We start from the raw sequence: 26,137 nt of genomic DNA on the forward strand, positions 1-26,137 counted from the left end.
GTTTCAGCCGATCAGGTGGCGCATGGCCTGCTGGTAGAGCTCGACGTAGTGGTACTCGCGAGCGCCCTTTGCTTCGGCGTCGAAATCCTCGAAGGCACTGCGGTCAGCAAGGAAGTCGTCAATGCTTTCACCGGGTGCGAGCGTGGGAGTTGCCAGCTCGGCGACAGATGCCGCTTCCATGAGTTCTTGGGTGAGCGGATCCGCGCGGAATTCGCGAGCCTTTTCGGCCAGAGTCAGGTACATCTCCATGTTTGCACGCGCGGATTCCCACACGCCTTCCATGCCCTCGGTTCGGCTGGGCTTGTAGTCAAAGTGACGTGGCCCTTCGTAGCGAGGTCCTCCCCCGGGGAAGCCATTCTCGAGCAGGTCGACGGTAAAGAAAGCGCTGGCCAAGTCGCCGTGTCCGAATGCCTTATCTTGGTCGTACTTCAGGCCAGATTGACCATTGAGGTCAATGTGGAAGAGCTTTCCGGCGTTGAGCGCCTGAGCCAAGGCGTGCGTGTAGTTCAGGCCGGCCATTTGTTCGTGTCCGGTTTCGGGGTTCAAGCCGACGACATCACCGTTGTCGAGCTGGGCGATCAGGGCCAAAGCGTGACCGACGGTGGGAAGGAAGATATCTCCTCGGGGTTCATTGGGCTTGGGTTCCAGACCGATCCGGAGGTCGTAGCCGCGGGACTTAATGTAGGCGGCAACGGTATCGAGGCCTTCGCGGTAGCGATCGAATGCGGCGTTGAGGTCTTTCGAGGAGTCGTATTCTGCGCCTTCGCGCCCACCCCACATGACGAAGGTTGTTGCTCCAAGTTCCGCCGCAAGGTCGACGTTACGCAAGATCTTGCGCAGGCCAAAACGGCGGATCTCGCGGTCGTTATTTGTCAATCCACCGTCTTTAAAGACCGGGTGGGTGAAGGTATTGGTTGTCACCATTTCGATGACGAGTCCGGCTGCATCAGCGACCTCTTTGACGCGCATGACTCGCTCATGACGCTCCGAGTCCGAGGCATCGAAGTCGAAGACATCATTGTCATGGAATGTAATACCCCAGGCGCCGATTTCTGCGAGTTTCGCCGTGTATTCCCACGGATCGAGGACAGCTCGGGTACCGGTTCCAAAGGGATCAACCGCATTCCATCCCACGGTCCACAGGCCGAAAGAGAAGCGATCTTCGGGTCGAGGTGTATGCGCCATAGCATGACCTTCCAGATTTTTAATCGGTGCAAAAGTATGCACGGTTTTGTTATGCCTCATAACATAATCCAAAAAATGCGATAGAGTCAAGACATGGCCAACACAGTTCGCACGCAAAGCCCACATTCTGGCGCCACGAACCAAAATCTGCGTGCACACAATCTTTCGCTGGCATTGCGCCACATCCTGGCCAATCCTGGCGCAATCAACCGCGCGGGAATCGCTGCTCAAACCGGAATTTCACGCGCAACAATGTCACGTCTGGTCGATGAACTCATCGCCACCGACCTCGTCGAAGAAAGCGACGATAAACTCGCCACTGGCGGACGAGGCCGACCCACAAGCGTCCTCTCCCCCGCCTCGGGAACGGTCATCGCACTGGGACTGCAGGTGAATATCTCCGTTCTTGGCGCATACCTTGTCGACCTCAGCGGCAACGTCCTCGCTCGAGAGACACTGGAGGGCGATTTCTCCGGCTCCAACCCGCAGGCAACCCTGCGCAAACTGGCTCGAATGGGAAGACGCGTCCTACACGCAGGACGCGAGGAAGGCACGGTTTTCCTCGGCAGCGCGCTTGCCCTCCCCGGCCTCGTCTCTGGCGACACCCTCGTCACCGCTCCAAACCTCGGCTGGAAGAACATCCCCTTCGACGAACTCACCCACCCCCTCCACGACCTCCACGTCACCCTCGTTGCGAACGAGGCCGACTTGGCAGCCTTTGCGGTCGCCCATCCCCGCCCAGGCGTTCCCGAGGGACCCGCATCTTTCATCTATGTCTCCGGGGAAGTTGGCATCGGCGGCGGCCTCGTCATCAACCATCAACCGCTGGGCGGAGCTCACGGCTGGTCGGGTGAAATCGGGCATATTTGCGTTGAACCCCAAGGAAACGTCTGCTCCTGTGGAGCACGCGGATGCCTGGAAACCATTGCTGGACTCAAGGCACTATGCCGAGCAGCGGGCTTGGGAGACGGGGCTAGCGCGCGCGAGCTTACCCAGCTTGCCGGACACAGTGCGAAGGCTCAAGATGCTCTTGCCAATGCCGGTCATGCACTGGGGCAAGCCCTAGCAGGCGTCGTCAACACCGTCGATATTTCACAGGTCTACTTGGGTGGCCTCGTCGCCGAGACCGCACCCTACTTACTGCCAACGCTGCACGAGGAATTGGAAACTCGAGTCCTCCAAGCGCCCTGGTATGCGCCCGCTATCGATATCCTTCCCTCATCCGAGGACCTTTCCCTGCGCGGTGGGGCTTTCCAGATTCTCGAGAGAATTTTGGACGATCCGATTCACTGGAAAGACGGTGCATTCTAGGCAGGATTCACAGGCGCTACATAGCTGCCCGGCAAGCGATAGCAAGGCTCCTGTGCTGCAATGAGGCTATGTGTGGAATTGTTGGACACGTTGCATATCAAGCCTCTCAGCGCAGCCGTCAGGTCGTCCTCGATGGCCTCTCGCGCCTGGAATACCGCGGATATGATTCTGCAGGAATCGCATTGGCGTATCCGGGAGAACTGGACGTCATCAAGGCCGTCGGCAAGCTGGTCAACCTGCGCGAGGCCGTAGATTCTGAGGCACCAGCCGATGCTTACGCCGGGATCGGGCATACCCGTTGGGCAACTCACGGACGTCCCACGGTAGCAAACGCTCACCCCCACGTCAGCCCGGATGGGCGCTTCGCACTTGTCCACAATGGAATCATCGAAAACGCGGACAAACTGCGCACCCGACTGCGCGCACAAGGTGCGGTCTTCGCCTCGGAAACCGATACGGAAGTGGTCGTGCACCTGCTTGCGCGCGCCTACGATCAGGCGGATGCTGCCTCGTACACGGAAGAAGTTGCAGGGCTGAGCGGCACCGACGAGGCCGTCGCGCGCCGATTGGTCGTCGCCATGCGGGAAGTAACCGCCGAGCTCGAGGGAACTTTTACTCTGCTCGCATTGTCCACTGAATCTCCCAAGGTCATCGTTGCCGCGCGCAGGTCATCGCCGCTGGTTATTGGCCTCGGCGAAGGAGAAAACTTCCTGGGTTCAGATGTCCTTGCCTTCATCGAGCACACGAACCGCGCGGTGGAAATCGGCCAGGATCAACTTGTCGTCGTGAGCGCTTCCGCTGTAACGGTCATCGGTGCGGATGGGCACCCGGTCCCCCTGAAGGAATACGAAGTCGATTTTTCGGCGGATCGCGCGACCAAGGGCGGATGGCCGACCTTCATGGAGAAGGAAATCCACGAACAGCCTCGAGGCGTGGCTGAGACTCTTGCTGATCGAATGGACTCGCACGAGCACTTGGCTTTGGATGAGATCCGCATCCCCGAGCACGTCCTGCGTGGGATCGACAAGATCATCATGATTGGCTGTGGAACCGCCTCTTATGCGGGGCAGGTCGCCCGTTACGCGATTGAGCACTGGTGCCGTATCCCCGTCGAGGTCGAACTATCCAGCGAATTCCGCTACCGAGACCCGGTTGTCGGAGAAAAGACCCTGGTTGTCGCAATTTCTCAGAGCGGCGAAACCATGGATACGATCCAGGCGATCCGCCACGCCCGCGAACAGGGCGCGAAGGTCGTCGCGATCGTCAACACTCCCGGTTCGACCATCTCGCGCGAATCCGATGCCGTCATCCTCACCCATGCAGGGCCCGAAATCGCGGTCGCTTCCACGAAGGCCTTCACTTCACAGGTGACAGCGTGCTACATCCTCGGCCTGTACCTGGCACAGGTTCGCGGGAACAAGTATGCCGACGAGATCGCCGACTACATGGAGAAACTTGCGCGCCTTCCCGAGGCGGTTCAGAAGGTTTTGGATAGCGGAGAAACAGTTCGCCAATTCGCTCGCACCATGAAAGACGCGACCTCGGTGATCTACTTGGGGCGGCACGTGGGCTACCCCGTCGCTCTCGAGGGTGCGCTCAAACTCAAGGAAATCTGCTACATCCACGCGGAGGGTTTTGCGGCCGGCGAACTCAAGCACGGGCCGATCGCCCTAGTGGATGAAGGCCAGCCGGTCGTCGTCATCGTGCCAACTCCGCGCCGCCCCGAACTGCACGCGAAGGTCCTGGCGAATATCCAAGAGGTCCGCGCGCGCGGAGCACGAACCATTGTCATTGCAGAGGAAGGCGACGCATCGGTTGACGAGTTCGCTGAAGTCGTCTTCCGCGTACCTCCGGTTCCGACGCTGTATGCGCCGCTGCTGACAATTGTTCCGCTACAGATTTTTGCGTGTGAGCTTGCGGCGGTGAAGGGGCTGGATGTCGATCAGCCTCGAAACCTCGCCAAGTCAGTCACCGTGGAGTAGGACCGGCTGCGCGGCTGCGACCTCAGCACGAGGCAGACGAACGCCGTTTTCTGCTTCAACGACCTCTCCATCGGACAAAGTGCGTCATAGCTCGAAGGACAGGCGTGAAATAGCTGCACTATGCCCGCACATTGACGCACTTTGTCCGCGGGCGGATACTCCAGTGGGATATTCCGGAGGACATTCAGGCGGATATTCCGAGGGGCATACTCCGGCGGCGGATATTCCAGGGGCCGATACTCAACGAGTGCTTACGTAAGCACAGTTATTGGAGCTCGCAAGCCTTGTAGACGTGGGTCAGCATCGCGAGGCGCTCCTCCAAGGTTGCGTCCTTGGGCACGCACATCTTCGCACCCAGATAGTTGCATCCGCCCTCGATCGCGGCGCGTGCGCAGCGCTTAATTTCCGCATCACTCATGAGCGATGCCGGCTCATCGACCTGGCCGGGCAGGTGCCCATCAATCCAGGCGTAGCCATACTGGGTTTCCTCCGGACCCGCTCCCGAGAAGACGACGCCATCTAGAACCCCGCGTTTCCCGGCCGCAACGATGTGATCGTAGGCAGCATCGGCACTGCGTTCTTCTAGAACGGAGCGTCCCCAGTTAATCAGAACACCGACCTCAAATTCCGCAGCGATCTGGATTTCTTCTTCAATGGCTAAGAATCCCTTTTCTGGCTTTTGCTCGGAGATAAAGCGGTCACAATGCTCAATCACGAGCTTCGCGCCGTACCAGTCCCATTCGCGCAGAACTTCCAGAGATCGCCTGAACGCGTCCCCATCTGCGGTCCGAGTGGGTGCCGAGTGCACTTCGATGCGCGTCACCACATGGCGGTCGGCATGCTCGCTCAACTTGCCCACGTCCTCACGCAGCTGGCGGGTGAAAGCCAGCGCGGCCTCGCGACCGTCCCGATCTGGCGAGGCCAAGCCGAAGTTCGCGTCTTTTCCGACGTTTTGCATGGTGCCGGGGATGGCGGTGACGGTGTTGAAATCCCAGTTCGCGGCAAGCAGGCCGGCGAGAAGTTCGTTGTCGGTGGCGATCTGTCCGGGATAGGGCATTTCGAGGCCGTTGATCCACGGCTGCTGTGCGAGAAGTTTGTAATAGTCCTCTTGCAGTTCCGGTGCGGGATGCGAGGCGTAGGCTCCGATAATGAATGGGATTGTCATTGTGCTCATCCTTCCGTGAATGTCGCCATCGTTGGGACATGCATGTATAAGTCTGACAGGTCAAGCCGCAAAACGCAGCATATTCATCAGACAAATACGTTCCAAGCCTACAGGCATTCCTCGCCGTCTAGCCTTTTGCTAGAGGAACCACATACTGAAGCTGCTCGAATTCACCCCCTCCTATCTGCATGAGCAACACTTCCACAGCTTTCTGCGCAAGCGCAGAAAAATCTTGGGCAATACTGGGAAGCTGCGGAAAAACAGCCTCCGCTAAGTACGTACCGTCGTACCCATAAACAAACACATCTTCCGGAACACTCATCCCCCTACGAAGGACCTCCTGCTGAACAGCAACAGCGACCGGGTCTGCCGAAAATACACCGTCTAACCCTGGATATTCATCCAAGACTTGCTTGGCGGTCTCAATGTACGTCGAATATTGAAACTGATTGAGCTGGAGCTCATGCGTAATACAGGTGATGCCATTTAGCCTCATTGCATTTGAGAAGGCTTCATGCCTGAGATTTGAAGGAGTCCTCACACGTCCTGAAGCTACAAGCTGCGCTACTTTATGACAATGTCGATCAATGAAGGCTTGCGCAGCAATTCGCCCGCCTTCAGCATGGTCTGATGCAACCACCGGTATGTCGTCCGCAAGATATCTGTCCAGCGCAACCACGGGCGCAGCAACCTCGGAATAGTCAATATCAATCGAGTGCGAACCGATAATGATCCCATCTACCTTATTCGCGGTAAGCATATCGATGTACTGACGCTCCTTGCGTGTTGAATGCAAGGTATTACAAAGAATCATTTTGTATCCGCGGGAATCGAGCTCATCCTCAATTCGACTCGTCACCGCGGCAAAGAACGGGTGTTCAACGTTTGGAATTACAAGACCAACTAGATTCGTACGACGCGTATACAGGCTCCGTGCAATCTGGTTCGGTTGATAGTGCAGCTCATCGATAGCACTCGCGATCGCACGACGTGTTTTATCTGAAATGTAACCACGTTCATTGAGATAACGGGAAACTGTATTTTTCGACACCCCGGCTAAACGCGCAACATCGGTGATCGTTGCCATCCTCGTTCCTTTCGCGGGGTGCTGGCTAGACAGCCGCAAGTACTTGCTCCAGTCTAGCCAGCACAACCGTTATTTCAGTGCAATTCGAAGGTTAATGCGGGATCTGTAACCGCCTTCAAGGGATAACCAACCAAGTTCTTAATAACAAGCTGACCATCATCAACTTGAAATCTGATCTCATTGTTCTCAAGAGGAGCAAAATCATTTATCGAATGGACGACTCTTCCCCCATCGACAAATAACTCGACTGAACACACATCCACACAGATTCTGACGTCAAGCTGGGACTTACCCATGAGACACAACGGACTACGCGAAACCCCTGCGCTCCACCCATCGGCAGTGTCACGACTGAGCCGTAGCTCAGCGTTCTCGATGTCACACTCAACTAACAATCCCAAATCGCCCTTAGCTCGCAACAACAACGCTGCGCACCTAGTCGTAGTGGAATCTAGGTCAATTTCAAAGGACAGGTCATATGAGATTCCGTCCCCTACCGGTACGTCACAACTCGACTCAACGATTAGCGAATCGATTTCAGTTTTCGTATCCGCGTCACGCAGGGACGCGAGTTCACGAATCGGTTGGGACACTAGATGGAGTTTCTCATCCAGAGCAACTTCACGCGGAACCCCAAATGCACCACACCATCCATCTCGCCATGTCGGACCCCAGTCTTTCCAAGTCGGCATCCAATCCCAGCCATTTGCCCAGCCAACCATAATGCGGCGACTATCCGGAGCGCGGAAAGATTGCGGTGCATAGAAGTCAAGACCCCAGTCAACCTCGCCGCTCGTCTGAGGATAAAAACGCCCACGCCGCCCGTCAAAATCGCCGACGAAGTAAATGCAAGTCCGTTCCCCCGCTCCCATAGGAGAACAGACAAACACCCACTTATCGCCCAATGGAAAGAAATCTGGACACTCCCACATAAAACCCCACTCACCTCGAGACTCGAACAATACGTTCATAAACTCCCAGTGAAGAAGATCCGGTGAAGTGTATAGCAAGGCCTGTGCGCGACCATTTTTCTGAGCACCACAGACAAGGAAATACTTTCCCTCGTGCTCAAATACTTTCGGATCGCGGAAAAAGTCGGTAGGCACTTCCTGAGGAGCAGAAAGAACAGGATTACCTTCATATTTCACGAAGTTGATTCCATCGTCAGTCCAGGCAACGCATTGCGTTTGTTCGAATCCGTTCCCGTGGTTCGACGTACCTGTGTAGATCAGATACAGACGCCCATCTTTCTCAATCGCACTTCCTGAAAAGCAGCCACCTCGCGGGTGACACTCGTATTCCTCTGAGGGCGCCAAGGCAATTGGAAGATGCTTCCAATGGACCAGATCATCGCTAATGGCATGGCCCCAGTGCATGTGGGACCAGAACGGCTCATACGGATTGAATTGGTAGAAAAAGTGGTACTGCCCTCGGAAGAAAACTAGCCCATTTGGGTCATTGATCCATCCAGCTGGCCCCATGAAGTGGTAACGCTGACGCATCTTTGACTCTGCGACCGTGGATGCATGAGAGGCGATAAAACCATTAGCCCGTAGCAACATCTGTTGCTCTATTTGATTGCTCATCAATGTACTCAAACCCTTGTGCTCTCATTTTCCTGCCGTTCAAAGGCCTTACGAAGCTGTGCCGCAAATGCGGTGTTCAGAGCCGATTCACGGCGTGCTTTGTCTTCTTTAATGCGGAACTGCGCCTCCCGACGAGGCTTGTACTCCTCCCACCGCGCTTCATATGTCTCACGAGCAGCACGCTGTTCTGCGGACAGGCTAACCTTCGGATTTTCACGCTCTGGAAGTACCGGGACAACAGGAAGGCGGTCTTCAACACGGGCTATCGTCAGCGGAGTAACCGTCGGGAGCACCTGATACCAATACGCTGTTGAACTCCAGTCATCGGCAAGATGATTAGCGTGACCGTGCTCAATTGTCACCCTCAGGCTCTTTTCAAAACGAACAGGGTCACAGATATGCCACCTGTACGACACCTGGAAACCGTCAGTATCGCCTTCATGCACAATCGTTCCAAAGAACGGGAATGCATTACGCTGCATCCCCCACGCATGGTTGAAGTAGTCCTCAGTACCTGTTCCATTTAGGCTTGGGAGTTCCTCGCCGTCGATGAAGAACATGTCATTTCCTTCTCCCCACCAACTTCCTTGGAAATGTTTTACGGTCAGATTGCAGCCGACATAGTGTCCACGGCCCTGAACGTCAAGGACGGTGTAGTTTCCTTCCCCGCTAAGATTCGACACATTGTTGACCTCAGGCGAGTTGACTTGCAGGTCCGGTCCCCACCCGTTACACGGATTCTCCCGGCGCCAAGACGCATGGAAATATGCAGTATCTTCAGGAAGGGGTTCGGAGTACATCTCGTAGTCGATATTGAAATAGAGGATGAATGGAAGCTCGTTCTCATTCACAATTTCAATTTTTGCTTTCTTATTGAACGGCATCGGAAAGTAGCACGAAACAGAGCACGGAGCACCATACCGGCCAGCTTCTTCAGGTTTGAGCGAGACGTTGAACGGAAGCGAAGTGAAGTTTCCCGGATAACTATTCCCAATGCAGAAAAAATCCCCGAAAGGTGCAAGAACACTCGGCGAATCTTGTCCATCCCATGTGATCTTGATAAGCACTTTCCTGTAGTAATACGGATCGTAGTCGTCCCAAATAACCCCGAGTGCCGGGTGTATCTCCATAACTGGGGCGGCAGATGCGTTCTGCTCCGGGTCGAGAATAGAGGGAGCGACAACACGACGGCACGATGACGTCATCCAAATATGCGTAATGCAACCGGGACCCTCAATCTCACCCAAAGAAATAGACTCGCCGGCGGGGATTTCCCAGTAATCTTGGTTTTTCCCTCGTTGATCCCAACTTGCGAGACGTCCATTTCGTGCATGCTTTACAGTCGTGAGATCGCCAAGCAAACCCGTAATTTGAGCCATTTTAGTCTCCTATGACTAGTCCTATTTCCATTTCACCAGACAAATATCCGGAGTTAATTTCTACTGATAACCGCAGCACTAGCTACCCTTTGACCGCCCCTGCCACCATTCCCCCAACAATTTTCTTTTGGAAGATCCCATAGAAAATCAGCTCAGGAATAATGATCATCACGCTTGAAGCGACAATGCCCCCATAATCAACGGTGTACGTTCCCTTAAAGAACGACGCTCCCATGGCAAGCGTGTAGTCGGCTTGTTCTCTCAGCATTACCGAAGCGAAGGGATATTCATTCCATATATAAAGGACATTGAATATGACCACCGTTGCGATCACTGGTTTCGCCATCGGCACAACGATTCGAAATAGAAGATCCCAGATTGAGCAGCCGTCGATGATTGCTGCTTCGTCAATTTCACTCGGTAGAGCCCTTAGATAGTTAACAAACAACAACGTGTTAAACGAAATAGACGATGCAACATACGGCATAACAAGAGCCCATTGCTCTTTCAAACCAAACATTAAATTGATCTTGTACACAGGGAAAAGCAGTATGAAGGGCGAAACGGCCAATCCCGCGATCAGAAACACATATAGGAGGCGCACAAACTGTGGGTGCCGGAAGGAAAATCGTGCAAGTACAAAGGAACTTAGAAAGGTAATGCTCAGTTCAATTGCAATGCTTATAACGCAGACTACAAACGTATTCGCGTACAACCGTGGATAATTCAGTGTCTTCAACGCGTTTATGTAGTTATCCCAGCTCACCCCTTTGGGCCAAGAAAGAGGGGAGGAGATGATCTCTCCATTAGTCTTGAAGGACATCAGGAGCATCCATGCGAAAGGAAGAACGACAATTACGGTAGTCAGTGCCATCAATACATAGAGCACAATCCGGGTTTGCTTTGTCATTAGTTTTCACCTCCATCGCGCGAAAGCAACATGTAAATACCCGTAATACCAAGAGAAATTACGAACGTAACGGTCGCGATCGACATACCATAGCCGTACTGGCCGTTTTGGAACGTTACCGAATAGGCATAAGTCACAAGGGTTTCAGACAAGTGGTTTGGCCCACCACCCGTTGTTTGCTGAACGATTTCAAAAATCTTAAAGATCCCGGTAATGATCAGGACGATGACAGTTGAGATCGTCGAACGCATCATTGGAATCGTGATAGATATCGTTCGCTTCCAGGCGCTCGCGCCATCTACACGAGCCGCTTCAATAATTTCTTCCGGGATCATTTTCAATCCGGCGATAAAAATAGTCGTCAAATATCCAAGCTGTTGCCAGAAAAAGATAATCGCCGTGGAATATGGAGTCAGTACTGTTCCACCGATCCATTGATGCCGGAAGCTATCAAGTCCCACTGCATGCAGCAGACTATTAATCAGACCAATCTTCGGGTCAAGGATGTACACCCAAATAATTCCAACAATGATCGGCGCAATAATTGCTGGAGAAAAGATAAGTGCCTTCGACGTATCTGAAAACTTCAGTTTGCTGTTAAGAAGCAACGCTAGCGCAAAAGACAGCACAAGGAGCATGACCGATGCAACCACAAAAACCACAAGAGTGTTTGTGAGAGAAGACCAGAACAGCTTGTCATGTACGAGACGCTGGTAGTTGCTCAGTCCGTTGAACTTTGCTTTTCCAATCCCCGTGTACTTCGTAAAGCTATACCCGATACCAACGAATATCGGGACGACGATAAACAAGGTATAGACAAGCAACGACGGAATAAGAAATGCGACTTTATACCGTTTTCTGCTGAGCCAATGCATGAACCTACGCTCCCTACTACATATTGACGAACTAGGTCTGCTGGCCGAGAGCGCACGCTCAATATCCGGCTTGATTTTGAGGTTTCCGCGCTCTCGACCAGGTTGGAATCACTTCGAATTTTCGACAGCCTGATCCAACTTTTCGAGCGCTTGCGCAGGGGTATAGGTCTTTTGCATGACGCCGAATAGTGCATCGTATAGTTCCGATTGAAGCGCTGAGGGAACGGAAAGGTCAGGAGCTACAGCCGGAGACTTGTAGCCGTTCCCCAATGCCGCAGTCATTGCGCTCATAGCGTATTTGTCACTAGCTGGCGCAAGCCCCTCATACGAAGTAGCAGGGAACATTGAATTCTCATAAGAGATCTTTGCCGCTTCTTTCGAGTAGTAGAAGTTCAAGAAGGCAAAAGTTGCCTCCTGCGCTTTTTCGTCATTACCTACAGCGGCACTAACAGCAATTGGTGCCGACGGAACCCTCATATTGACATCCTGGTCGTATTTACTGTCGGTAAACTTTGGCCCCCACCAGAAGCCAATTTTGTCGCCAAGTGATTTGTCAAACTCCGCGCAATCCCACTGGCCACTTCCAAACATTGCGGCTTTACCGTCATCGAACTGCTGCTTCGCATCAAAGTATTCGAGCGTAGAAATATTATCTGGGAACGCTCCTGCGTCCGTCAGTTTTTGCAATTTATCGAAGGCCCCAGCGACGTCACTCGACGCAAATTTGGCGTTTCCGGCCATGATCGAGTCGATGTTCTCCGACCATCCATTTCGAGTCAGCCAGAGGTTGAATTCCCACATTGCGAAAGAACTATTCTTTGACCCAATCGCGACAGGAGTAACGCCACTTGACTTCAGTGCGCTCACCATATTCATAAAGTCTTCAAAAGTTGTCGCGTCTGTCGGATAAGAAATACCCGCTTTATCGAACAGTTCCTTGTTATAGAAGATGCCCTGAACATTGCTTTGATATGGCAATCCAAACTGGACACCATCGCTTCCCTTGAACGCATCCTGCGCACCAGCCAAAGCCGTATTCACATCAGGATTTTGTTTTAGATAGTCGTTCAAATCGAGCAATGCGCCCGAATCGGCAAAGTCGCGAACTTGAGCACCATCTACCCAGAACACCTGCGGAAGCGTGCCATCTGAAGCGTGCAGCTTTAAGTTCTTGCTGTGCGATTCGGTATCCGCAGCTTGAAATTCGACCCTGTATTTTCCTTCATTCGCAGAATTGAATGCCTGCACAATCGCATACGTCGCGGGCTCCTGCTTCTCCGGGTTAGCAACGTTGATCCCAAACTTGATCACGGTTGCACCGCTTTGGTCACGAGCATCTTCTGAAGTACTCGTTCCGCCGCTACAGCTTGTTAGGCTAACTGCTAAAAGCAGGGAGAGCATACTGACCGATAATGCGCCAGGTTTGAAATTTGTATTCATGGCACCTTCGCCTCCGTTAAGAAGAGTCAATGTTTATGTCAACCGGTTAACATGTGGCAATAGAAACTTCACCTCATCTACGGGGTAACTCTATGACTTTGCCTACATGCCGCCGCCTTATTCACCCAAATAATGCGGCTATCTGATTTGGACAGCTACTAAATTAGCGCATTAACAGAAATCCTGTCAACCGGTTAACATATTTTCATCCGGGCTAACATTCTGGGACTTCTACAGCGATTCAACCCGGCACACACTCTCATCCAGCCTCAATCCAGCTCTTTCAAATATGAAAAACGCTAAACTCACGCACATGGACCGCAATGAACTGATTCAACGCACGTTTCCCTATCTTTTGAAGCGCTTGGAAGACGCTGGCATTGATGCCACTCCCCAGGTCGATCCGCAAACAAACGGCTACATTCTGACCGTCGACACCATGCGCTTCAACGTTGAAAACCTTCTGTCAGATTTATCGCGCTCCAACCCAGCCCAGCACCAAGAACGAATCGAGCGCTGGGTTGCCTTCATGATTGAAACTCTGCGGATGCCCGAGTACTCGGTTAATGATCCCGATGAGCTTCGCAAGCGAATCCGCACACGCATCATCCGGAGCGGGCAGAGCTCAGATCTCCCCATCACCTACATTCGCCCATTCACCGCCGGATTAGCCACAGCGCTCTACCTGGATTTCCCAAACAGCGTGTCATTGGTAACGGATCAAAGTCTTGCCCGATACCCACTTTCGGTCGATGAACTTTTCCACTACGGCCAGATCAACACCGATAACGAGCCCATCGATACTCAGCAACAGGTGGGCCCCTTTACTGAACTGCTGGGAGAATCACCATTTATTGCCGGTAAGGCAGCAAACATCGGCGCATTGGTAAGCAATCTCCACATCAATGCCCCCCACGGATTGTTCTTTGCCATTCCGCAACGATCCGTCCTGCTCTATGCACCCATCGATCCGGAGGACACCTCACAACAGATACTCCAGATGATCGACTTCATGCGCTTCGCGGTCATGGAAGAGTTCGGCAATAACAACGCCTACGCGATCAGTCGTGATATCTTCTACTGCCTACCCACTGGAGAATTCGGCCCAATTACCCGGGGCGACAATCCCCAACTTCACGAGCTTTTCAGCAATCCAGAGATCGACTTCGAGACCTTCATCGGGCTTGCAGAAAAATACCTGTACCTACCCGAAAGCTTCGTCCAACGCTTCCTCGCGAAGTAAAAGACGAACGGAAGCCGGCTGCGCGCAGGCGGTGGTCAGCTATGGGATGGGTGTCTTTACATGTCTCAAGGTGATGCGCGCCGCCTTTCATCATTCAGTTTGACTTATCGTTTCTCATTCCCTAAAGTTTCCACGTACGCGCGAGTGGCGGAATAGGCAGACGCGCACGGTTCAGGTCCGTGTCCTAGTGATAGGGTGGGGGTTCAACTCCCCCCTCGCGCACGTAGTAAGGACCCAGCGAAAGCTGGGTCCTTTTGTTTTACCTGCCGAGGCCTGGCCCGCCTCATGCGCAAAGCAATCGCAATGCGCACCTTGCTCAACCAAAGTGTGAGGCCGACTGACGCCTTCCAGCGCCAACCGGCCTCGGAAAATGCAACAGTTTAGTCCTGCGAAACCCCGGCAATGAGTTCACGAACCCACGTCCGCGCACGGCGATAGTCCTCGTCGTCTTGAGGAACATCCGCGCTATTGACCGTTGAGCTGGGGTAGGACCCCATGAAGCGCACGTCCGGGGAAACTCGGTACAGGCCTCGCAAAGCAGCCTGAATGTGCTCTTGAGTAATGTGCCCAACCATGTCGATCGAGAAGGTATAGGCACCCAGGCCATCACCGCTGGGTCGTGATTCAATTCGCGACAGGTCCACGTCGTGCACCGAAAACTGCTCAAGGAGACGCATGAGCGAACCCGCTTGGTTCACCGGCAGCGCGACTTGAATCGTCGTCTTATCGTGTCCAGTCGGCGCAGTCAAGGACCCTTCAATCGGCCTTCTCACACACACAAAACGCGTAATCGCACCAGGATTATCCGCAACATCCGTGAACAGCGATTCCAAACCGTAGCGTTCAACCGAGGTCGCATTGCACAAGACTGCGTCAAATGCTCCCTCGCTTGCCCCCAAAGTCTCAGCCGCTGCAGCGGTTGAAGTCGCAGGAACGTGGACAACACCCGGGAAGGTCTCCTCGGCCCAGTTACGGCACTGCGCCCACGCGTGCGGGTGCGTCCCGATCTTGCGGATATCTTCCGCGCGCGTCCCAGGGCGAACAGCCAAGTGGAAGGTAATGGGAACCAGCATTTCCGCGCGAATGACGAGCTGCGGGTAGTCAGCCAGTGCATCGAGCGTCGCGTTAACCCCGCCCTCGATGGAATTCTCGATCGGAACGACCGCCCAATCTGCCTTTCCTTCACGTACCGCTTTCATTGCCAGCGGCGGGGAAGTCAGGGGAATAAGCTCAGCGTTTTCCGGGGCAACCTGGCGCAGAGCTTGCTCTGTAAAAGTCCCGAAGGGCCCTAGGAATGCGATTCGCAGCTTGCTCACTCGGCGTGCTCCTGCTGCGCGAGGGCCTCGGCTTCACCGGCCTCAGCATGCTCGCCTGAACGCTTCTTTCCGACGATCTCAATGATCACGGGCAGAACCGAGACGAGGATGATCACACCCAGGATCAAGGTCAGATTGTCATGCACGAAGGGAACATTACCCAGCAGTGAGCCAACGAGGATGAATCCCGCACCCCAGATCAAGGCACCCAGGGTGTTGAAGATCAGGAACTTGACGTAGGGGTAGCGCGCCATTCCCGCCGCGATCGGAATGAAGGTACGAACGAAGGGGATGAAACGACCAATGACCAGGGAACGCCCGCCGTAGTCACGAAAGTATCGTTCGGCCTTCTCCAAGTGCTCGGTCTTCAAGATTCGAGCATCCGGCTTGAAGAACCTGCGTCCCCACTTTGCGCCAAGGAAGTAGCCGATCTGCGCGCCAATGAAGGCCGCAACAACAACCATGATGATCAGTGTCGGCAGGTGTAGCCCCAGTCGATCGTGGAGCAAACCCGCAGTGAACAGCAGCGATTCGCCGGGAAGAACCGGGAAGAGAACACCGGATTCGATGAGGACAATGAGCATTGTTCCCCACAAAACCCACGGTCCCATAGCGACCAGCAGGCTTTCGGGGTCCTTGAACCAGTTGATGAAGGTATCCAGACCTGAGGCATTGACCATGACGGCAGCAAGCATGCAGATTTCCTTAAACTCGGGCACCGTTCACTTAAGAGCGCACGGCATGTTACGAAGTCAACCCTACCGGTCTTTAGAAGACAGATAGGATGTCATCCATGGAGAATTCCGAGGAACTGATCACGTCCGAGGCCTCTGACGCCCCGCAGCCCCCTGCGCCCGCGTCCGAGCAGGCGGAAGAAAACACACCCGATCACGCTCCTACGCGCCAGTCAAGACTTCCCGAGGCGGTCTTTTTCGCCGATCGGGTCCATTACCGTCGACGCCGCCGCTCCGACCTTGTCGAGGCCATCTTCTGTCTCCTCGGTATCGCCTTGGCATGGGGGCTGGGTTTCGTCGCCTCCTCAACAACCGAAGGCGTTGCCCAAGACGTCCTCCGCGTGACAGTCATTCGCGATCTGCTGCTTATGCCTTTGTCTCTGGTCGAGGGCTTAACCATTCTTGTCACCCCGATCGCTGTGATCGGCATGCTGCTCTTCCGCCGCCAAGTCTCCACAGCAATCGAAGCACTGACAACAAGCGTGATCGCAGGCGTCGCCTCGTACGCAATCCTGCTTCTCCTGCGCCAACTTCCCAAAACCGCGACCGGCCCACTGAGCGTCACCTATTCAGAAAACGGACAAACGGCCTCGTACATTGCAATTAACTTGGTCGCCGTCGCGCTCATCGCGCTCTTCACTGCGGCAGGCGAGGCCGAGGCCATGCGCACGATTCGCTGGTCATACTGGGCACTCGCCGTCATCATCGTCATTTGGGTCTTGCGCGGCCAGCTCACGCTTCCCTCGGCGGTATTCTCCGTGCTCTTGGGACGCACTTTTGGGTCGGCCTCGCGCTTTGTCTTGGGATTCCAGGACCGCAGCGCTTCGGGCGGTCAGATTGTTCGCGCGCTTCTCTCCATCCGAATCACACCCCAACGCATCATTCGCACAGATCTTCTTCCCGCGGGGGTCAACCTGGAAACATGGCTGGTCACCGAATCAGAACACGGCCATTTCCACGCGGAACCCCACGCATCCGATTCAGCTGAATACACGATTCCTCGCCGTCCCCCCGTTGATGGCAATCGCCACTATCAGGTGTGGGATATCTACGGTGTGCCCTACGAGATCACCATGCTCGACCCGGGGCGCGGAATGACTGGGACCCTTTTGGAAGTGTGGAATAACGTCCGTCTTCGCGGCCTTTCCCGCTGGGTTTCCCCCTCTGTGAAGGCCGCTGCCGAGCGTTCCATGCTGACCACCATTTCCGCCAAGCGCGCGGGCGTACACCTGCCCGAACCCATGGGGCTTGCACAGGCGGGTGACTCCATCATGACCGTCATGCGCGTGCTTCCACCGACCGCGTCCTTGAAGGATCTTGCCGAGGCAGATGCACTCACCGATGAGATCCTTGACGAGGCCTGGAAGCAGTTGGTCTTCGCGCACGCCCATGCGATCAGCCACCGCCATATTGCCCCCTCTTCATTGGTTGTGGATGAGTCCTCCCAGGTGTGGCTGATCCACTGGGACGAGGGTGAGGTTGCAACGAACGAGCTCAATCAGCGCATCGATGTCGCCCAGATGCTCACTCTGCTTGCGATCTATGTCGGAAAGGATCGGGCGCTGGCCTCGGCGCAACGAAATCTTTCCGAAGAAGCCCTGGTCGGTTGTGCGCCGGTGCTGCAAAAGGCTGTCCTGCCTTCGGAGGTGACTGCAAGCCTTCGACGCAGCGATCTGCTTGACAAACTCCGCGAAGGAATCGTTGCCGATACTCCTCAAGAATCTATCCAACCGGCTAATTTGCAACGTTTCGCCCCCAAGACGATGATCACCTTCGCAGTTCTTGCGCTCGCCGCAATCATCTTGATGGGTTCCTTGAACTTCTCCGATATCGTCGCAGCAGTTAAGCAGGCCAACCCGATCTGGATTGCCATCGCTTTTGCTTTCGCAGCTGCAACGTGGGTTGGCGGCGCAGTCCCTCTGGTTGCTTTCAGCCAAGAGAAGGTCAAGTTCGGAGACTCGATTCTTGCCCAGGTCGCCGCCTCGATTGTCACTCTGGTCGCACCTGCTGGAATTGGCCCCGCCGCGCTCAACCTGCGCTTCCTGACCAAGCAGAAGATGAGTACAGCCGCTGCGGTTACAACCGTAACTCTTCAGCAGATTTCACAGTTCCTCGTGACTATCTCACTGCTCGTCACCGTTTTGTTCTTCTCCGGATCCTCACTGTCTGTATCGCTGCCTTATGGCGCGATCATCGCCGGGGTCGCAGTTGTCGCCCTTGTCGTGATTATCTGCATTTCTATCCCGAAGATCCGAAAGTTCATTTGGTCGAAGATCGAACCCACGTGGAAGCAGGTCTATCCGCGCCTCATGTGGGTTGCCGGTCAGCCCCAGCGCCTCCTTGCGGTTCTTGCGGGGAACATGCTCATGAACATCGGTTTCGTCGGCGCGTTCTGGGCCTCACTCAAGGCCATGGGCGGGTCGCTGAACCTTGTGACTCTCTCGATTACCTACTTGGCATCGAACTCCCTGGGTTCGGTCGTCCCCTCCCCCGGCGGTATCGGTCCTGTCGAGGCCGCGCTCACCGGTGGTTTGCAGGTGGCCGGTATCGCCGTATCCATCGCATTGCCAACCGCGATCATCTACCGCCTCGTAACTTTCTATGGCCGCGCGCCCTTCGGTTGGGTCGCACTGAAGATCATGCAGAAGCGGAACCTGATCTGAGGGGCCTCGCAAGGGGTGCGAGGCCGCAGCCGCAGTTAGGCGATCAGCTCCAGAGCCGCCTTCACCGCATCCTCAACGCTTCCCTCGCTGGGATAGACCAGCGAGGTATCCGCCATGATCCCAATGATGTTCGGGTACGACAATGCTTCTTGAACGCGTTCACGAAGCGCGTCCACGCCCACGCTGAAGTCGACTCGCAAAACGATGGGAAGAGTGGTCGCATGGGCAAGACGCTTCACGTCCTCGCACAGCGGGAGCATGAGCCATGTCAGTCCCGAGGTTGTTCCCAGACCCGATGCGATCGCAGTCGCTAGGCAGATGGAATCCATATCGAGGTGAGTGCGGACGCGGCCGGATTCGTCGCGGCTTGAGATCACCGCTTCAAGCAGGGCAATTCGACCCGAGGCATTGAGCGCGCACACCCCGCGAGCGCAGCGAGACAGGGTATGGGACGAGCCCTCATCGCTGTAGTCCAAGCGGAGCAGCATCTTGCCGCCATCCAAGCGAGACTCATGGATTCCCGCGATGTCATAGCCACTCATGACGTCGTCCAATTCGAAGGACGAGTCAGCGAGGCCACCTCGGTTCATGGAGCCGATGACGAACTTTTCCTTGAGCACTCCCGCGATCGTCAGGTCTTCGACAAGATCAGCTGCACCCACGCACCCCTTGACTCCTTCGATGGCGAAGGCCTGGCACAGACGGTCGAGCAGATCCCAGCGGTCTTCCAGTGCCCGAGGATTGCCTCCCGCCGCCAAGTTTCCACGCGCGGGGTCGTCTGCAGCGATCATGAGGAATTTCGCGTTGGGGCGGATCCCCATTCCGCGGTCACGCATCACGAAACCGATTTGCTCGGGGTGGTTGACCCTCATATCGATGATCTGATTGATATCAATACTCATCGTTCGTCTTCTTTCCGCACATCCGCGCAGGCATCCATGCGGGCGGGGACGTCGTCATCGTTAAAACCATAGATTGTTGTTGCGACCGCATCGACGCGGTCGCGGTCACAGTATCACCAAAATTCAGTGCACTAAAAATTTGCAGCGATGCCCGGCAACACTTGTCCGGGGTCGCGCGCGTCCTTTCGCGTCCCTATTGGCGTTCCGATTTGGCCAGATTGTCGCTAATTGCCTGACCGATGCGTCCAAGAGTGTCGGCCTGAATCCACGTCGAATCCAGTCCAAAGCGAGAACCCATATGCTCACTATTCTTTCGCAGGCCGAGGATTGCTTCCCACAGTGGGATGAGCTCCTCGTGGTAGGTGTGTCCGTGTCCGCCCGGAGCAGTCCCCGCAACCGGCATATCAACGAGAACCTGGATGTAGGTTGCCAGGCGCGTGTAGACCATCTGGGAACTCACGTCACCATCGACGCGTTCAGAAATCCAGTCGGGCTTGTTCCACGCAAGCTGCGAATTCCACCAGACCACAGGATCGGAAGGGTGCTGTGCGTAGACGATTCTCGGGAAGTTCCATCGCCCAAGCTCGCGCCCATACACGTCCGCCCACAAGTTCTCCGGAACATTGACAAAACGAACGTGACGGCCGTTGGCGACAACGGGAGCAACCTGGGGGCTTCCTCGGTGACGCACTTGGGTGAGTTCGGCATGCATGGGAGTGAAGGCGGGGGTTCCGACCCACAGCGCACCATCGGTCCGGTTCAAAACATCGACGATCCCTGAAAAGACATGTTGCGAGGCGTAGGCACCCAAGGATTCCCCGCATACGAAGAGTGCGGGTCGCGACTCTTCGGGGAGTTCATCAACCGCGCGGCGAATCGTCTCAAAGAGAATGACCGCGGCTTCCTCTGAGACGTCCAGATCTGTCAGGAAGTTAATCGAGGAGGGGACAAAGGAATACTGCATGGACGCCGTCGCACAGTTTCCCAAGGTGAGGTATTCCAAGGGTTGGACTTGCCATTCGTCAACCCATCCCGATCCGGTCGATGTTGCGATCAGAATAACTGCACGTTCAAATGCCCCGCTTCGGCGAAGTTCGCGTACTACCAGATCAGCTGCACTCTGGAGGCTTTGCCCTTCTGCTGGCATTCCCGCGTAGACGCGGATCGGTTCTTGGGCGGCGCATCCGGCGAGGGCCTCGATATCTGCGCGACTGGGACCGCGCCCAAGGAACACGCGTCCCTGACCTCCGACAGACTCCCAGCTCGAGTAGGACGAAGGCGAACCCGAGCGTTCCTTGACCTGAGGCTGCACGATTCCCTTAGCGGTCCGATTGTTCATGCGGCGCGCGTGACGGGTGAAGAAGTTAATGCCCAGCTTGATGATTACCTGCGAGGTCAATCCGTAAACGATGATGACGAGGAGTGCCAAAGTAATGGACAGTGCAAGAACGTAGTGCAGCCATTGGCTGAAGAAAGCAAGAAGAGCGCGCCCAATCCACTGCAGTCCAGAAGCGATGGCAAGAAGGACAAGGGTGAGGACGACAGCTCCGGCAGTGCCCAGAAGGTACTGGCCCAAGTTCTCGCCGGGCATTCCAACCAGAACATCGGCTCGCCTACGTTCGCGATAGGAATGGATCAACCAGCGAATCAGCCACAGGAAGAAACCAACGAAGAGGATGACTCTAAAAGCAAGCGCCACCGTGGGCGGAGCAGTGATCTGAACTCCCAATCGGGGGACAACAATCGCGTACAGGCGTTGAAGGGTCAGGCCGAGGATGTAACCAGCAGCTGTGAGAACACCGGAAGCTACCGCGTGCCACTGCCACGAGCGAGCAAGAAGAGAGGGAGAGACGGAGACTCCGTACATGACCAGCGCGCCGATCAGGCCGAGCAATGAAATATTGATGATGTCACCCCCTCTTGTCCTACCTGTCTATTGTGCCCGATCTGCCGTCCATACAAGAGTGAAGTACGGCAGGATCACAGTGGAATGCGGCGCAAATCCCAGATGCTCATACAGGTACCAGCGCAGGTTTGCCTGCATCTTTTCCCTGCCCGCGGGGGTTGAACGCAAATAGGAGGAGCGCGTTGTCCCCAACTCAAGAATCTCCTCGGGAGTCGTTTCGTCTTCCCAGTCGAAACGTTCCAAGACCGGCTGCGACCACTGCGAGTTCAGAAGGGGCGGCCGATCAGGACGATGAATATCTCCCGAGCGCATGATGCGCGTGAGCCTGTGTACCCAAGGAATCGTGACATCGAGCTGATTCCACACGATCATGAGCTTCCCGCCGGGGCGCACAATTCGGTGCATTTCTGTGCAGGTAGCTTCCGCATCCATCCAATGCCACGATTGAGCGAAAACCGCGCGGTCAACGCTGGAGTCAGCAAGCCCCGTTGACTCCCCGTATGCGTCGACAATTCTCAGATTCGCATCCTCTCCCAGAAGCTGCCTCATCTGGTCGCACATCGCTGGGGCAGGCTCGATGGCCGTGACCTTCACCCCGCGAGAAAGGAGTGCGGCGGTCAGTTTGCCCGTCCCCGCTCCCACGTCTGCGATCGTGAGTGTCGAGGCGTCGGCCCCTTTCACGATTGTCTCAACTGCCTCGCGCGGGTAGCTTGGGCGCACCGCTCCATAGGAGTCAGTCGCAAGACGGAAGGGATTGGTCACGAGTGAAGCCTAGTGGATGATGCCGTGTGATGCCCGAGCCTTGACTCGCTCGCCCACCGCGGGGACCCGGCTTCCGAAAGGAATCCTCACTATGCGCGGCTCGCCATCCGCCTGATTTTCGAGGCGAGCGGGCACTTCATAGTATCCGCGAGCGCGGCGAGATACCCCTCCCGTGATTTCAATCCAGACCTCATCCGCGTCTGCCCTCCCCTCGAGTTCGATGCTCGCAAAACCCAAGAAACGCGCGACTTCTGTATCCCCAGGATTTGCCCACATGGCCTCGGGAGTATCGATGCGGCGCAGGCGCCCCTGAATCATCACTCCGATTTGGTCGGCGACGGCAAAGGCTTCGTCCTGGTCGTGAGTGACGTAGATACTCGTAATTCCCTCGCCGGTAATGATTTCGCGCAACTCGACTGACAGGCTTTCACGCATGGTGCGGTCAAGCGCGGAAAGCGGTTCATCAAGAAGGAGAAGACGAGGCCGCGGGGCGAGTGCGCGGGCGAGAGCTACCCGTTGAGCCTGGCCTCCCGACAAGGATTCAATGCTGCGCGATGCAAATCCCTCCAGACCAACAATTGCAAGGACTTCGGCGACTCTGCGCTCGCGCTGATCACGTGGAAAATGACGCAGGCCGTAAGCGATATTGCCCTCAACATTTCGATGAGGAAAAAGTTGACCATCTTGGAACATCAGCCCGAAGCCGCGTTGATAGGTGGGGGTGTCCAGAACCGATTCGCCTTCCCACGCGATATCCCCACCGCTGGGTCGTTCAAGGCCCGCAATCGCGCGCAAGAGCGTGGATTTCCCGCAGCCACTGGGGCCAAGGAGAGCAGTAATTTGTCCGGGTTTTACATCGAAAGACACTTCTTCAAGCGCGCGAAAAGACCCGTAATCGACACTGACCTTCGCGCAAGTCAAAGCCACGTTTTTGCTCATACCGTCTCTCCAATCTCAGCGGGACGCAACCACTCCATACACGTAATGAGCAGCGCACACACGAGCGCAAGCAGTACACACGAGGCCATTGCAACCCCTTGGTCCAGTGCGTCTGGGCGCGAAATTAATCGATAAATCACGACCGGGAGCGTCACTGAATCGCCTTTAGCTAAGAAAGAAGTCGCGCCGAATTCACCCAGCGATGTCGCAGCCGCAAAACCTGCGGCGATACCGACGCTGCGAAGAAGGACGGGACCATCAATTGTTGCCATGATGCGCGCATCACTTGCACCGAGGCTTGCCGCGGCCTCGCGCAAACGCGGGTTAATGGCACGCAATGAGGGTGCGATCAAGCGAACCACCAGGGGAAGCGCGACGACAGCTTGCGCACAGGGAACAAGGATCCACGACGAACGCAGGTCAAGGGGCGGGCGATTCATGGTGATGAGAAAGCCAAAACCCACCGTGACTGCAGAAACTCCCAGGGGAAGCATGAAGGCACTCTCGACCAGAGAAAGAGCCACGCGCCCCGCCCGCGAACGCGGATGGCGAGTCACAAGAAGGACGACGCAAACACCCACGCTCAAAGCAATCATCATCGCAACCAGAGCGACAAGAAGCGAGTGCCCCAGTGCTTGGAGGGGGGAAACGCGCAGTGCGGGAGTGAAAGAGGAATCGGCCAAGGTGAGGTAGTGCTCGAAGGTGAAGCGGCCTCGGCGGTGGAGGGAACGCCACACAAGCGCAGCAAGGGGAAGCACGACCAGTACGAGGATTACCGCCGCACTCACCACAAGTGTCCACACATCGCCTCGGCGGACGCGATGCCCCGCTTGTGAGGACCTTAAGGCGACTGCTCGAGTACCGCGACGGCGCGCGGCCTCGGCAACAATCAGGGACAGCGCGATCACGACAAGCTGAACGATCGATAAGACCGAGGCGCTACGCAGATCCAGGTACTGGGTCGTAAGCATATAGATTTCGGACTCGACGGTCGTGAGCTTCGAACCGCCCAAAATCAGCACGATTCCAAAGGAAGTTGCGCAATACAAGAAAACCAGCGAGGCTGCCGAGGCGATCGCGGGGAGCAAGGTCGGGAAAGTAACGGTGGTAAATACTCGCAGGGGGCGCGCTCCGAGACAGGCGGCGACCTGTGCGCGGCGGCCATCGATTTGCGCCCAAAAACTACCGACATTGCGAACAACCAGTGAGTAATTGAAGAAGACCATGGCCGCGATGACCGCTGTCGGTGTCCCATCGAGGTTCAGGAAGCCCAACCAGCCTTGGGGAGCGAGGAGAGAACGGAAGGCCACGCCGACAACGACCGTCGGGAGAACGAAGGGAACGGAGATGAGCGCACGTAGAGCGCGCTGACCGGGGAAGCGACAACAGTAGAGCGCGTAGGCGCCGGGTAGGCCCACAAACAGTGAAACACAGGTGCCCAGGAGAGCCATCCAGAGCGTGCGAGCAATGACGCGCCACGTGCGCGGCGTGGAAAGCACTTCGCCGAGCCCCGAGAGGTCAAGCCCCCCACCGGGCGCGACGAAGCCCTTCGCGATGAGCGTCGCCGCAGGCCACGCGAAAAACAGCGTGAGAAAAGCCAGGGGGACGCCCAGGCCAACGGCCCCGGCGCCCACCCTCGCTACACGCTGTCGTAGGTTTTTCACCCAAGAACCGTTTCTTGCCAGGTCTTGAGCCAGTTTGCAGAGTTCTTCTGAATCTCTTGGGGATCAACACGTGCGGGGTTTTCAGCCAGGGGACCGAACTTCTCTAGTGCCTCGGGAGCCTTCCCCGCGTAGGGGTGCATGTAGGTTGCCTTGGAGATCGCGCTCTGCACCTCGTCGGAGAGGAGGAATTCGATGAACTTCTTCGCGCCCTCGGGGTTCTTTGCGCCCGTGAGGACACCGGCGTATTCAATCTGGCGGAAGCAGGTGTCGGTAATAACACCGGTCGAAGACTCGGTTCCCGCATCGTTGACCGCGTAAGCGGGAGAAGAACCGTAAGACACCATCATCGGGTAGCTGCCCTTGCCTTCACCCGCACTGTAGTCAACGTTGAAGGCCTGAGACCAGCCTTCGGTGATCTTCACGCCGTTGTCCTTGAGGGACTTCCAGTAGTTCGCGTAGCCATCGGGACCGTACTTGGCAATGGTGGCCAGCATGAAGGCCATTCCGGGGGTCGACGAGGCCGGATTCATGGCGACGAGCATGTTCTTGTATTCGGGCTTCGCCAGATCCTCGAAGCTTGCGGGAGGAGTGAGTTGGTGTTCCTTGAACCAGGTCTTGTCGTAGTTGACGCACACGTCACCGCGATCGATGGGGACCAGTCCCGGTTCTCCCGCAAAGTTATCTGCAGAGTTGGGCGAGGTGATCGATGCGTCCGCAATGACGCCTTGCCCGACAATGCGCGTCGATACCGTGTTGTCGAGGCCGAATACCGCATCTCCCAGCGGGGCATCTTTCGTGAGGACGAGTTGGTTGGCTAGCTCGCCGCCGTTGCCAATCGCTTGGATCTTGACGGTGATTCCGGTCTGTTCGCGGAACTTGTCGAGGAGTTCTTGCGGGAAATCGAATGAATCGTAGGCAAGAACCGTGACCGTTTGTTCACCGCTTGACGAGGCCGCGCTGCCTTGGCTTGTCGAAGAATCCTTTGCACTTGATGAGCATGCTGCAACAGAAGTGGCTCCAATGCAAAGAATCGCGCTTGACGCGATGAAACGAGCGCGACGGTGCGCCGAAAAAGTAGACATTGTTTC

The 26,137-nt window shown here is 55.7% G+C and carries 20 protein-coding genes and 1 tRNA gene; 5 read left to right on the plus strand and 16 right to left on the minus strand.

What is annotated here, in order from left to right; all coding sequences use genetic code 11:
- Nucleotides 1-3: 3 nt before the first annotated feature.
- A complete protein-coding gene (gene xylA, locus BQ8011_RS01195; protein WP_072456847.1) occupies nucleotides 4-1,185 on the minus strand; it encodes a xylose isomerase in 1,182 nt (393 codons plus the stop codon).
- A gap of 93 nt (nucleotides 1,186-1,278) precedes the next feature.
- Between xylA and BQ8011_RS01200 the strand changes: the two genes are divergently transcribed.
- Nucleotides 1,279-2,496, plus strand: a complete 1,218-nt coding sequence (locus BQ8011_RS01200; RefSeq protein ID WP_072456849.1) for an ROK family transcriptional regulator — start codon at nucleotides 1,279-1,281, stop codon at nucleotides 2,494-2,496.
- A 68-nt stretch (nucleotides 2,497-2,564) separates the two neighbouring features.
- Nucleotides 2,565-4,478, plus strand: coding sequence for a glutamine--fructose-6-phosphate transaminase (isomerizing) (gene glmS, locus BQ8011_RS01205; protein ID WP_072456851.1), 1,914 nt, complete (start codon nucleotides 2,565-2,567; stop codon nucleotides 4,476-4,478).
- Nucleotides 4,479-4,743: 265 nt separating this feature from the next.
- Here the strand turns inward: glmS and BQ8011_RS01210 are convergent, their stop codons facing one another.
- The 7 genes from BQ8011_RS01210 to BQ8011_RS01240 all read right to left on the minus strand — a co-directional run bounded on the left by BQ8011_RS01210 (nucleotide 4,744) and on the right by BQ8011_RS01240 (nucleotide 12,920).
- A complete protein-coding gene (locus BQ8011_RS01210) occupies nucleotides 4,744-5,643 on the minus strand; it encodes a DUF4862 family protein (RefSeq protein WP_072456854.1) in 900 nt (299 codons plus the stop codon).
- Nucleotides 5,644-5,770: 127 nt separating this feature from the next.
- Nucleotides 5,771-6,730 carry a LacI family DNA-binding transcriptional regulator gene (locus tag BQ8011_RS01215; RefSeq protein WP_072456856.1) on the minus strand — a complete coding sequence of 320 codons (960 nt, stop codon included), beginning with the start codon at nucleotides 6,728-6,730 and terminating at the stop codon, nucleotides 5,771-5,773.
- A gap of 74 nt (nucleotides 6,731-6,804) precedes the next feature.
- A complete protein-coding gene (locus tag BQ8011_RS01220) occupies nucleotides 6,805-8,328 on the minus strand; it encodes a glycoside hydrolase family 32 protein (protein ID WP_197678556.1) in 1,524 nt (507 codons plus the stop codon).
- Nucleotides 8,325-9,695: a glycoside hydrolase family 172 protein gene (locus tag BQ8011_RS01225; RefSeq protein WP_072456860.1), complete on the minus strand. Its 1,371-nt coding sequence runs from the start codon at nucleotides 9,693-9,695 to the stop codon at nucleotides 8,325-8,327. Before BQ8011_RS01225 ends, BQ8011_RS01220 begins: the two co-directional genes overlap by 4 nt.
- Before the next feature lie 82 nt (nucleotides 9,696-9,777).
- Entirely contained in the window at nucleotides 9,778-10,605 is an 828-nt protein-coding gene (locus tag BQ8011_RS01230; RefSeq protein ID WP_072456861.1) for a carbohydrate ABC transporter permease, read from the minus strand.
- Nucleotides 10,605-11,480 (minus strand): carbohydrate ABC transporter permease, encoded by an 876-nt coding sequence (locus BQ8011_RS01235; RefSeq protein WP_072456863.1) that lies wholly within the window; start codon nucleotides 11,478-11,480, stop codon nucleotides 10,605-10,607. The genes BQ8011_RS01230 and BQ8011_RS01235 overlap by 1 nt, the downstream gene beginning before the upstream one ends.
- 108 nt (nucleotides 11,481-11,588) lie before the next feature.
- Nucleotides 11,589-12,920 carry an ABC transporter substrate-binding protein gene (locus BQ8011_RS01240; RefSeq protein ID WP_072456865.1) on the minus strand — a complete coding sequence of 444 codons (1,332 nt, stop codon included), beginning with the start codon at nucleotides 12,918-12,920 and terminating at the stop codon, nucleotides 11,589-11,591.
- Nucleotides 12,921-13,233: 313 nt separating this feature from the next.
- Between BQ8011_RS01240 and BQ8011_RS01245 the strand changes: the two genes are divergently transcribed.
- Both BQ8011_RS01245 and BQ8011_RS01250 read left to right on the plus strand, forming a co-directional pair.
- Nucleotides 13,234-14,163 (plus strand): hypothetical protein, encoded by a 930-nt coding sequence (locus tag BQ8011_RS01245; RefSeq protein ID WP_072456867.1) that lies wholly within the window; start codon nucleotides 13,234-13,236, stop codon nucleotides 14,161-14,163.
- Nucleotides 14,164-14,301: 138 nt separating this feature from the next.
- Nucleotides 14,302-14,385 (plus strand) — tRNA-Leu (locus BQ8011_RS01250).
- A 158-nt stretch (nucleotides 14,386-14,543) separates the two neighbouring features.
- Here BQ8011_RS01250 and pheA read toward each other — a convergent pair.
- On the minus strand, nucleotides 14,544-15,479 hold the full coding sequence (gene pheA / locus BQ8011_RS01255) for a prephenate dehydratase (RefSeq protein WP_034500462.1): 936 nt from the start codon (nucleotides 15,477-15,479) through the stop codon (nucleotides 14,544-14,546).
- Nucleotides 15,476-16,174 (minus strand): DedA family protein, encoded by a 699-nt coding sequence (locus BQ8011_RS01260; RefSeq protein WP_072456868.1) that lies wholly within the window; start codon nucleotides 16,172-16,174, stop codon nucleotides 15,476-15,478. Before BQ8011_RS01260 ends, pheA begins: the two co-directional genes overlap by 4 nt.
- A 98-nt stretch (nucleotides 16,175-16,272) precedes the next feature.
- Between BQ8011_RS01260 and BQ8011_RS01265 the strand changes: the two genes are divergently transcribed.
- Nucleotides 16,273-18,876, plus strand: a complete 2,604-nt coding sequence (locus tag BQ8011_RS01265) for a lysylphosphatidylglycerol synthase transmembrane domain-containing protein (protein ID WP_072457818.1) — start codon at nucleotides 16,273-16,275, stop codon at nucleotides 18,874-18,876.
- 35 nt (nucleotides 18,877-18,911) lie between these two features.
- Here BQ8011_RS01265 and BQ8011_RS01270 read toward each other — a convergent pair whose 3' ends face one another.
- The 6 genes from BQ8011_RS01270 to BQ8011_RS01295 form a co-directional block, all read right to left on the minus strand.
- On the minus strand, nucleotides 18,912-19,778 hold the full coding sequence (locus BQ8011_RS01270) for a Cgl0159 family (beta/alpha)8-fold protein (RefSeq protein ID WP_072456870.1): 867 nt from the start codon (nucleotides 19,776-19,778) through the stop codon (nucleotides 18,912-18,914).
- 193 nt (nucleotides 19,779-19,971) lie between these two features.
- Nucleotides 19,972-21,684 carry an alpha/beta-hydrolase family protein gene (locus BQ8011_RS01275; protein ID WP_072456872.1) on the minus strand — a complete coding sequence of 571 codons (1,713 nt, stop codon included), beginning with the start codon at nucleotides 21,682-21,684 and terminating at the stop codon, nucleotides 19,972-19,974.
- Nucleotides 21,685-21,711: 27 nt separating this feature from the next.
- Nucleotides 21,712-22,446 (minus strand): class I SAM-dependent methyltransferase, encoded by a 735-nt coding sequence (locus tag BQ8011_RS01280; RefSeq protein ID WP_072456874.1) that lies wholly within the window; start codon nucleotides 22,444-22,446, stop codon nucleotides 21,712-21,714.
- 9 nt (nucleotides 22,447-22,455) lie between these two features.
- A complete protein-coding gene (locus tag BQ8011_RS01285) occupies nucleotides 22,456-23,385 on the minus strand; it encodes an ABC transporter ATP-binding protein (RefSeq protein WP_072456876.1) in 930 nt (309 codons plus the stop codon).
- Entirely contained in the window at nucleotides 23,382-25,049 is a 1,668-nt protein-coding gene (locus tag BQ8011_RS01290) for an ABC transporter permease (RefSeq protein WP_072456878.1), read from the minus strand. The genes BQ8011_RS01285 and BQ8011_RS01290 overlap by 4 nt, the downstream gene beginning before the upstream one ends.
- Complete coding sequence (locus BQ8011_RS01295; RefSeq protein ID WP_072456879.1) at nucleotides 25,046-26,131, minus strand: thiamine ABC transporter substrate-binding protein; 1,086 nt, start codon at nucleotides 26,129-26,131, stop codon at nucleotides 25,046-25,048. The genes BQ8011_RS01290 and BQ8011_RS01295 overlap by 4 nt, the downstream gene beginning before the upstream one ends.
- Nucleotides 26,132-26,137: the final 6 nt, after the last annotated feature.

This window comes from Actinomyces marseillensis (assembly GCF_900155605.1).
GTDB classification, from domain to species: Bacteria; Actinomycetota; Actinomycetes; order Actinomycetales; family Actinomycetaceae; genus Pauljensenia; species Pauljensenia marseillensis.

Coding starts and splice junctions, on each gene's coding strand:
- xylA (WP_072456847.1), bottom strand. CDS start 1,185: ATGGCGCATACACCTCGACCCGAAGATCGCTTCTCTTTCGGCCTGTGG.
- BQ8011_RS01200 (WP_072456849.1), top strand. CDS start 1,279: ATGGCCAACACAGTTCGCACGCAAAGCCCACATTCTGGCGCCACGAAC.
- glmS (WP_072456851.1), top strand. CDS start 2,565: ATGTGTGGAATTGTTGGACACGTTGCATATCAAGCCTCTCAGCGCAGC.
- BQ8011_RS01210 (WP_072456854.1), bottom strand. CDS start 5,643: ATGACAATCCCATTCATTATCGGAGCCTACGCCTCGCATCCCGCACCG.
- BQ8011_RS01215 (WP_072456856.1), bottom strand. CDS start 6,730: ATGGCAACGATCACCGATGTTGCGCGTTTAGCCGGGGTGTCGAAAAAT.
- BQ8011_RS01225 (WP_072456860.1), bottom strand. CDS start 9,695: ATGGCTCAAATTACGGGTTTGCTTGGCGATCTCACGACTGTAAAGCAT.
- BQ8011_RS01230 (WP_072456861.1), bottom strand. CDS start 10,605: ATGACAAAGCAAACCCGGATTGTGCTCTATGTATTGATGGCACTGACT.
- BQ8011_RS01235 (WP_072456863.1), bottom strand. CDS start 11,480: ATGCATTGGCTCAGCAGAAAACGGTATAAAGTCGCATTTCTTATTCCG.
- BQ8011_RS01240 (WP_072456865.1), bottom strand. CDS start 12,920: ATGAATACAAATTTCAAACCTGGCGCATTATCGGTCAGTATGCTCTCC.
- BQ8011_RS01245 (WP_072456867.1), top strand. CDS start 13,234: ATGGACCGCAATGAACTGATTCAACGCACGTTTCCCTATCTTTTGAAG.
- BQ8011_RS01260 (WP_072456868.1), bottom strand. CDS start 16,174: ATGCTTGCTGCCGTCATGGTCAATGCCTCAGGTCTGGATACCTTCATC.
- BQ8011_RS01265 (WP_072457818.1), top strand. CDS start 16,273: ATGGAGAATTCCGAGGAACTGATCACGTCCGAGGCCTCTGACGCCCCG.
- BQ8011_RS01270 (WP_072456870.1), bottom strand. CDS start 19,778: ATGAGTATTGATATCAATCAGATCATCGATATGAGGGTCAACCACCCC.
- BQ8011_RS01285 (WP_072456876.1), bottom strand. CDS start 23,385: ATGAGCAAAAACGTGGCTTTGACTTGCGCGAAGGTCAGTGTCGATTAC.
- BQ8011_RS01295 (WP_072456879.1), bottom strand. CDS start 26,131: ATGTCTACTTTTTCGGCGCACCGTCGCGCTCGTTTCATCGCGTCAAGC.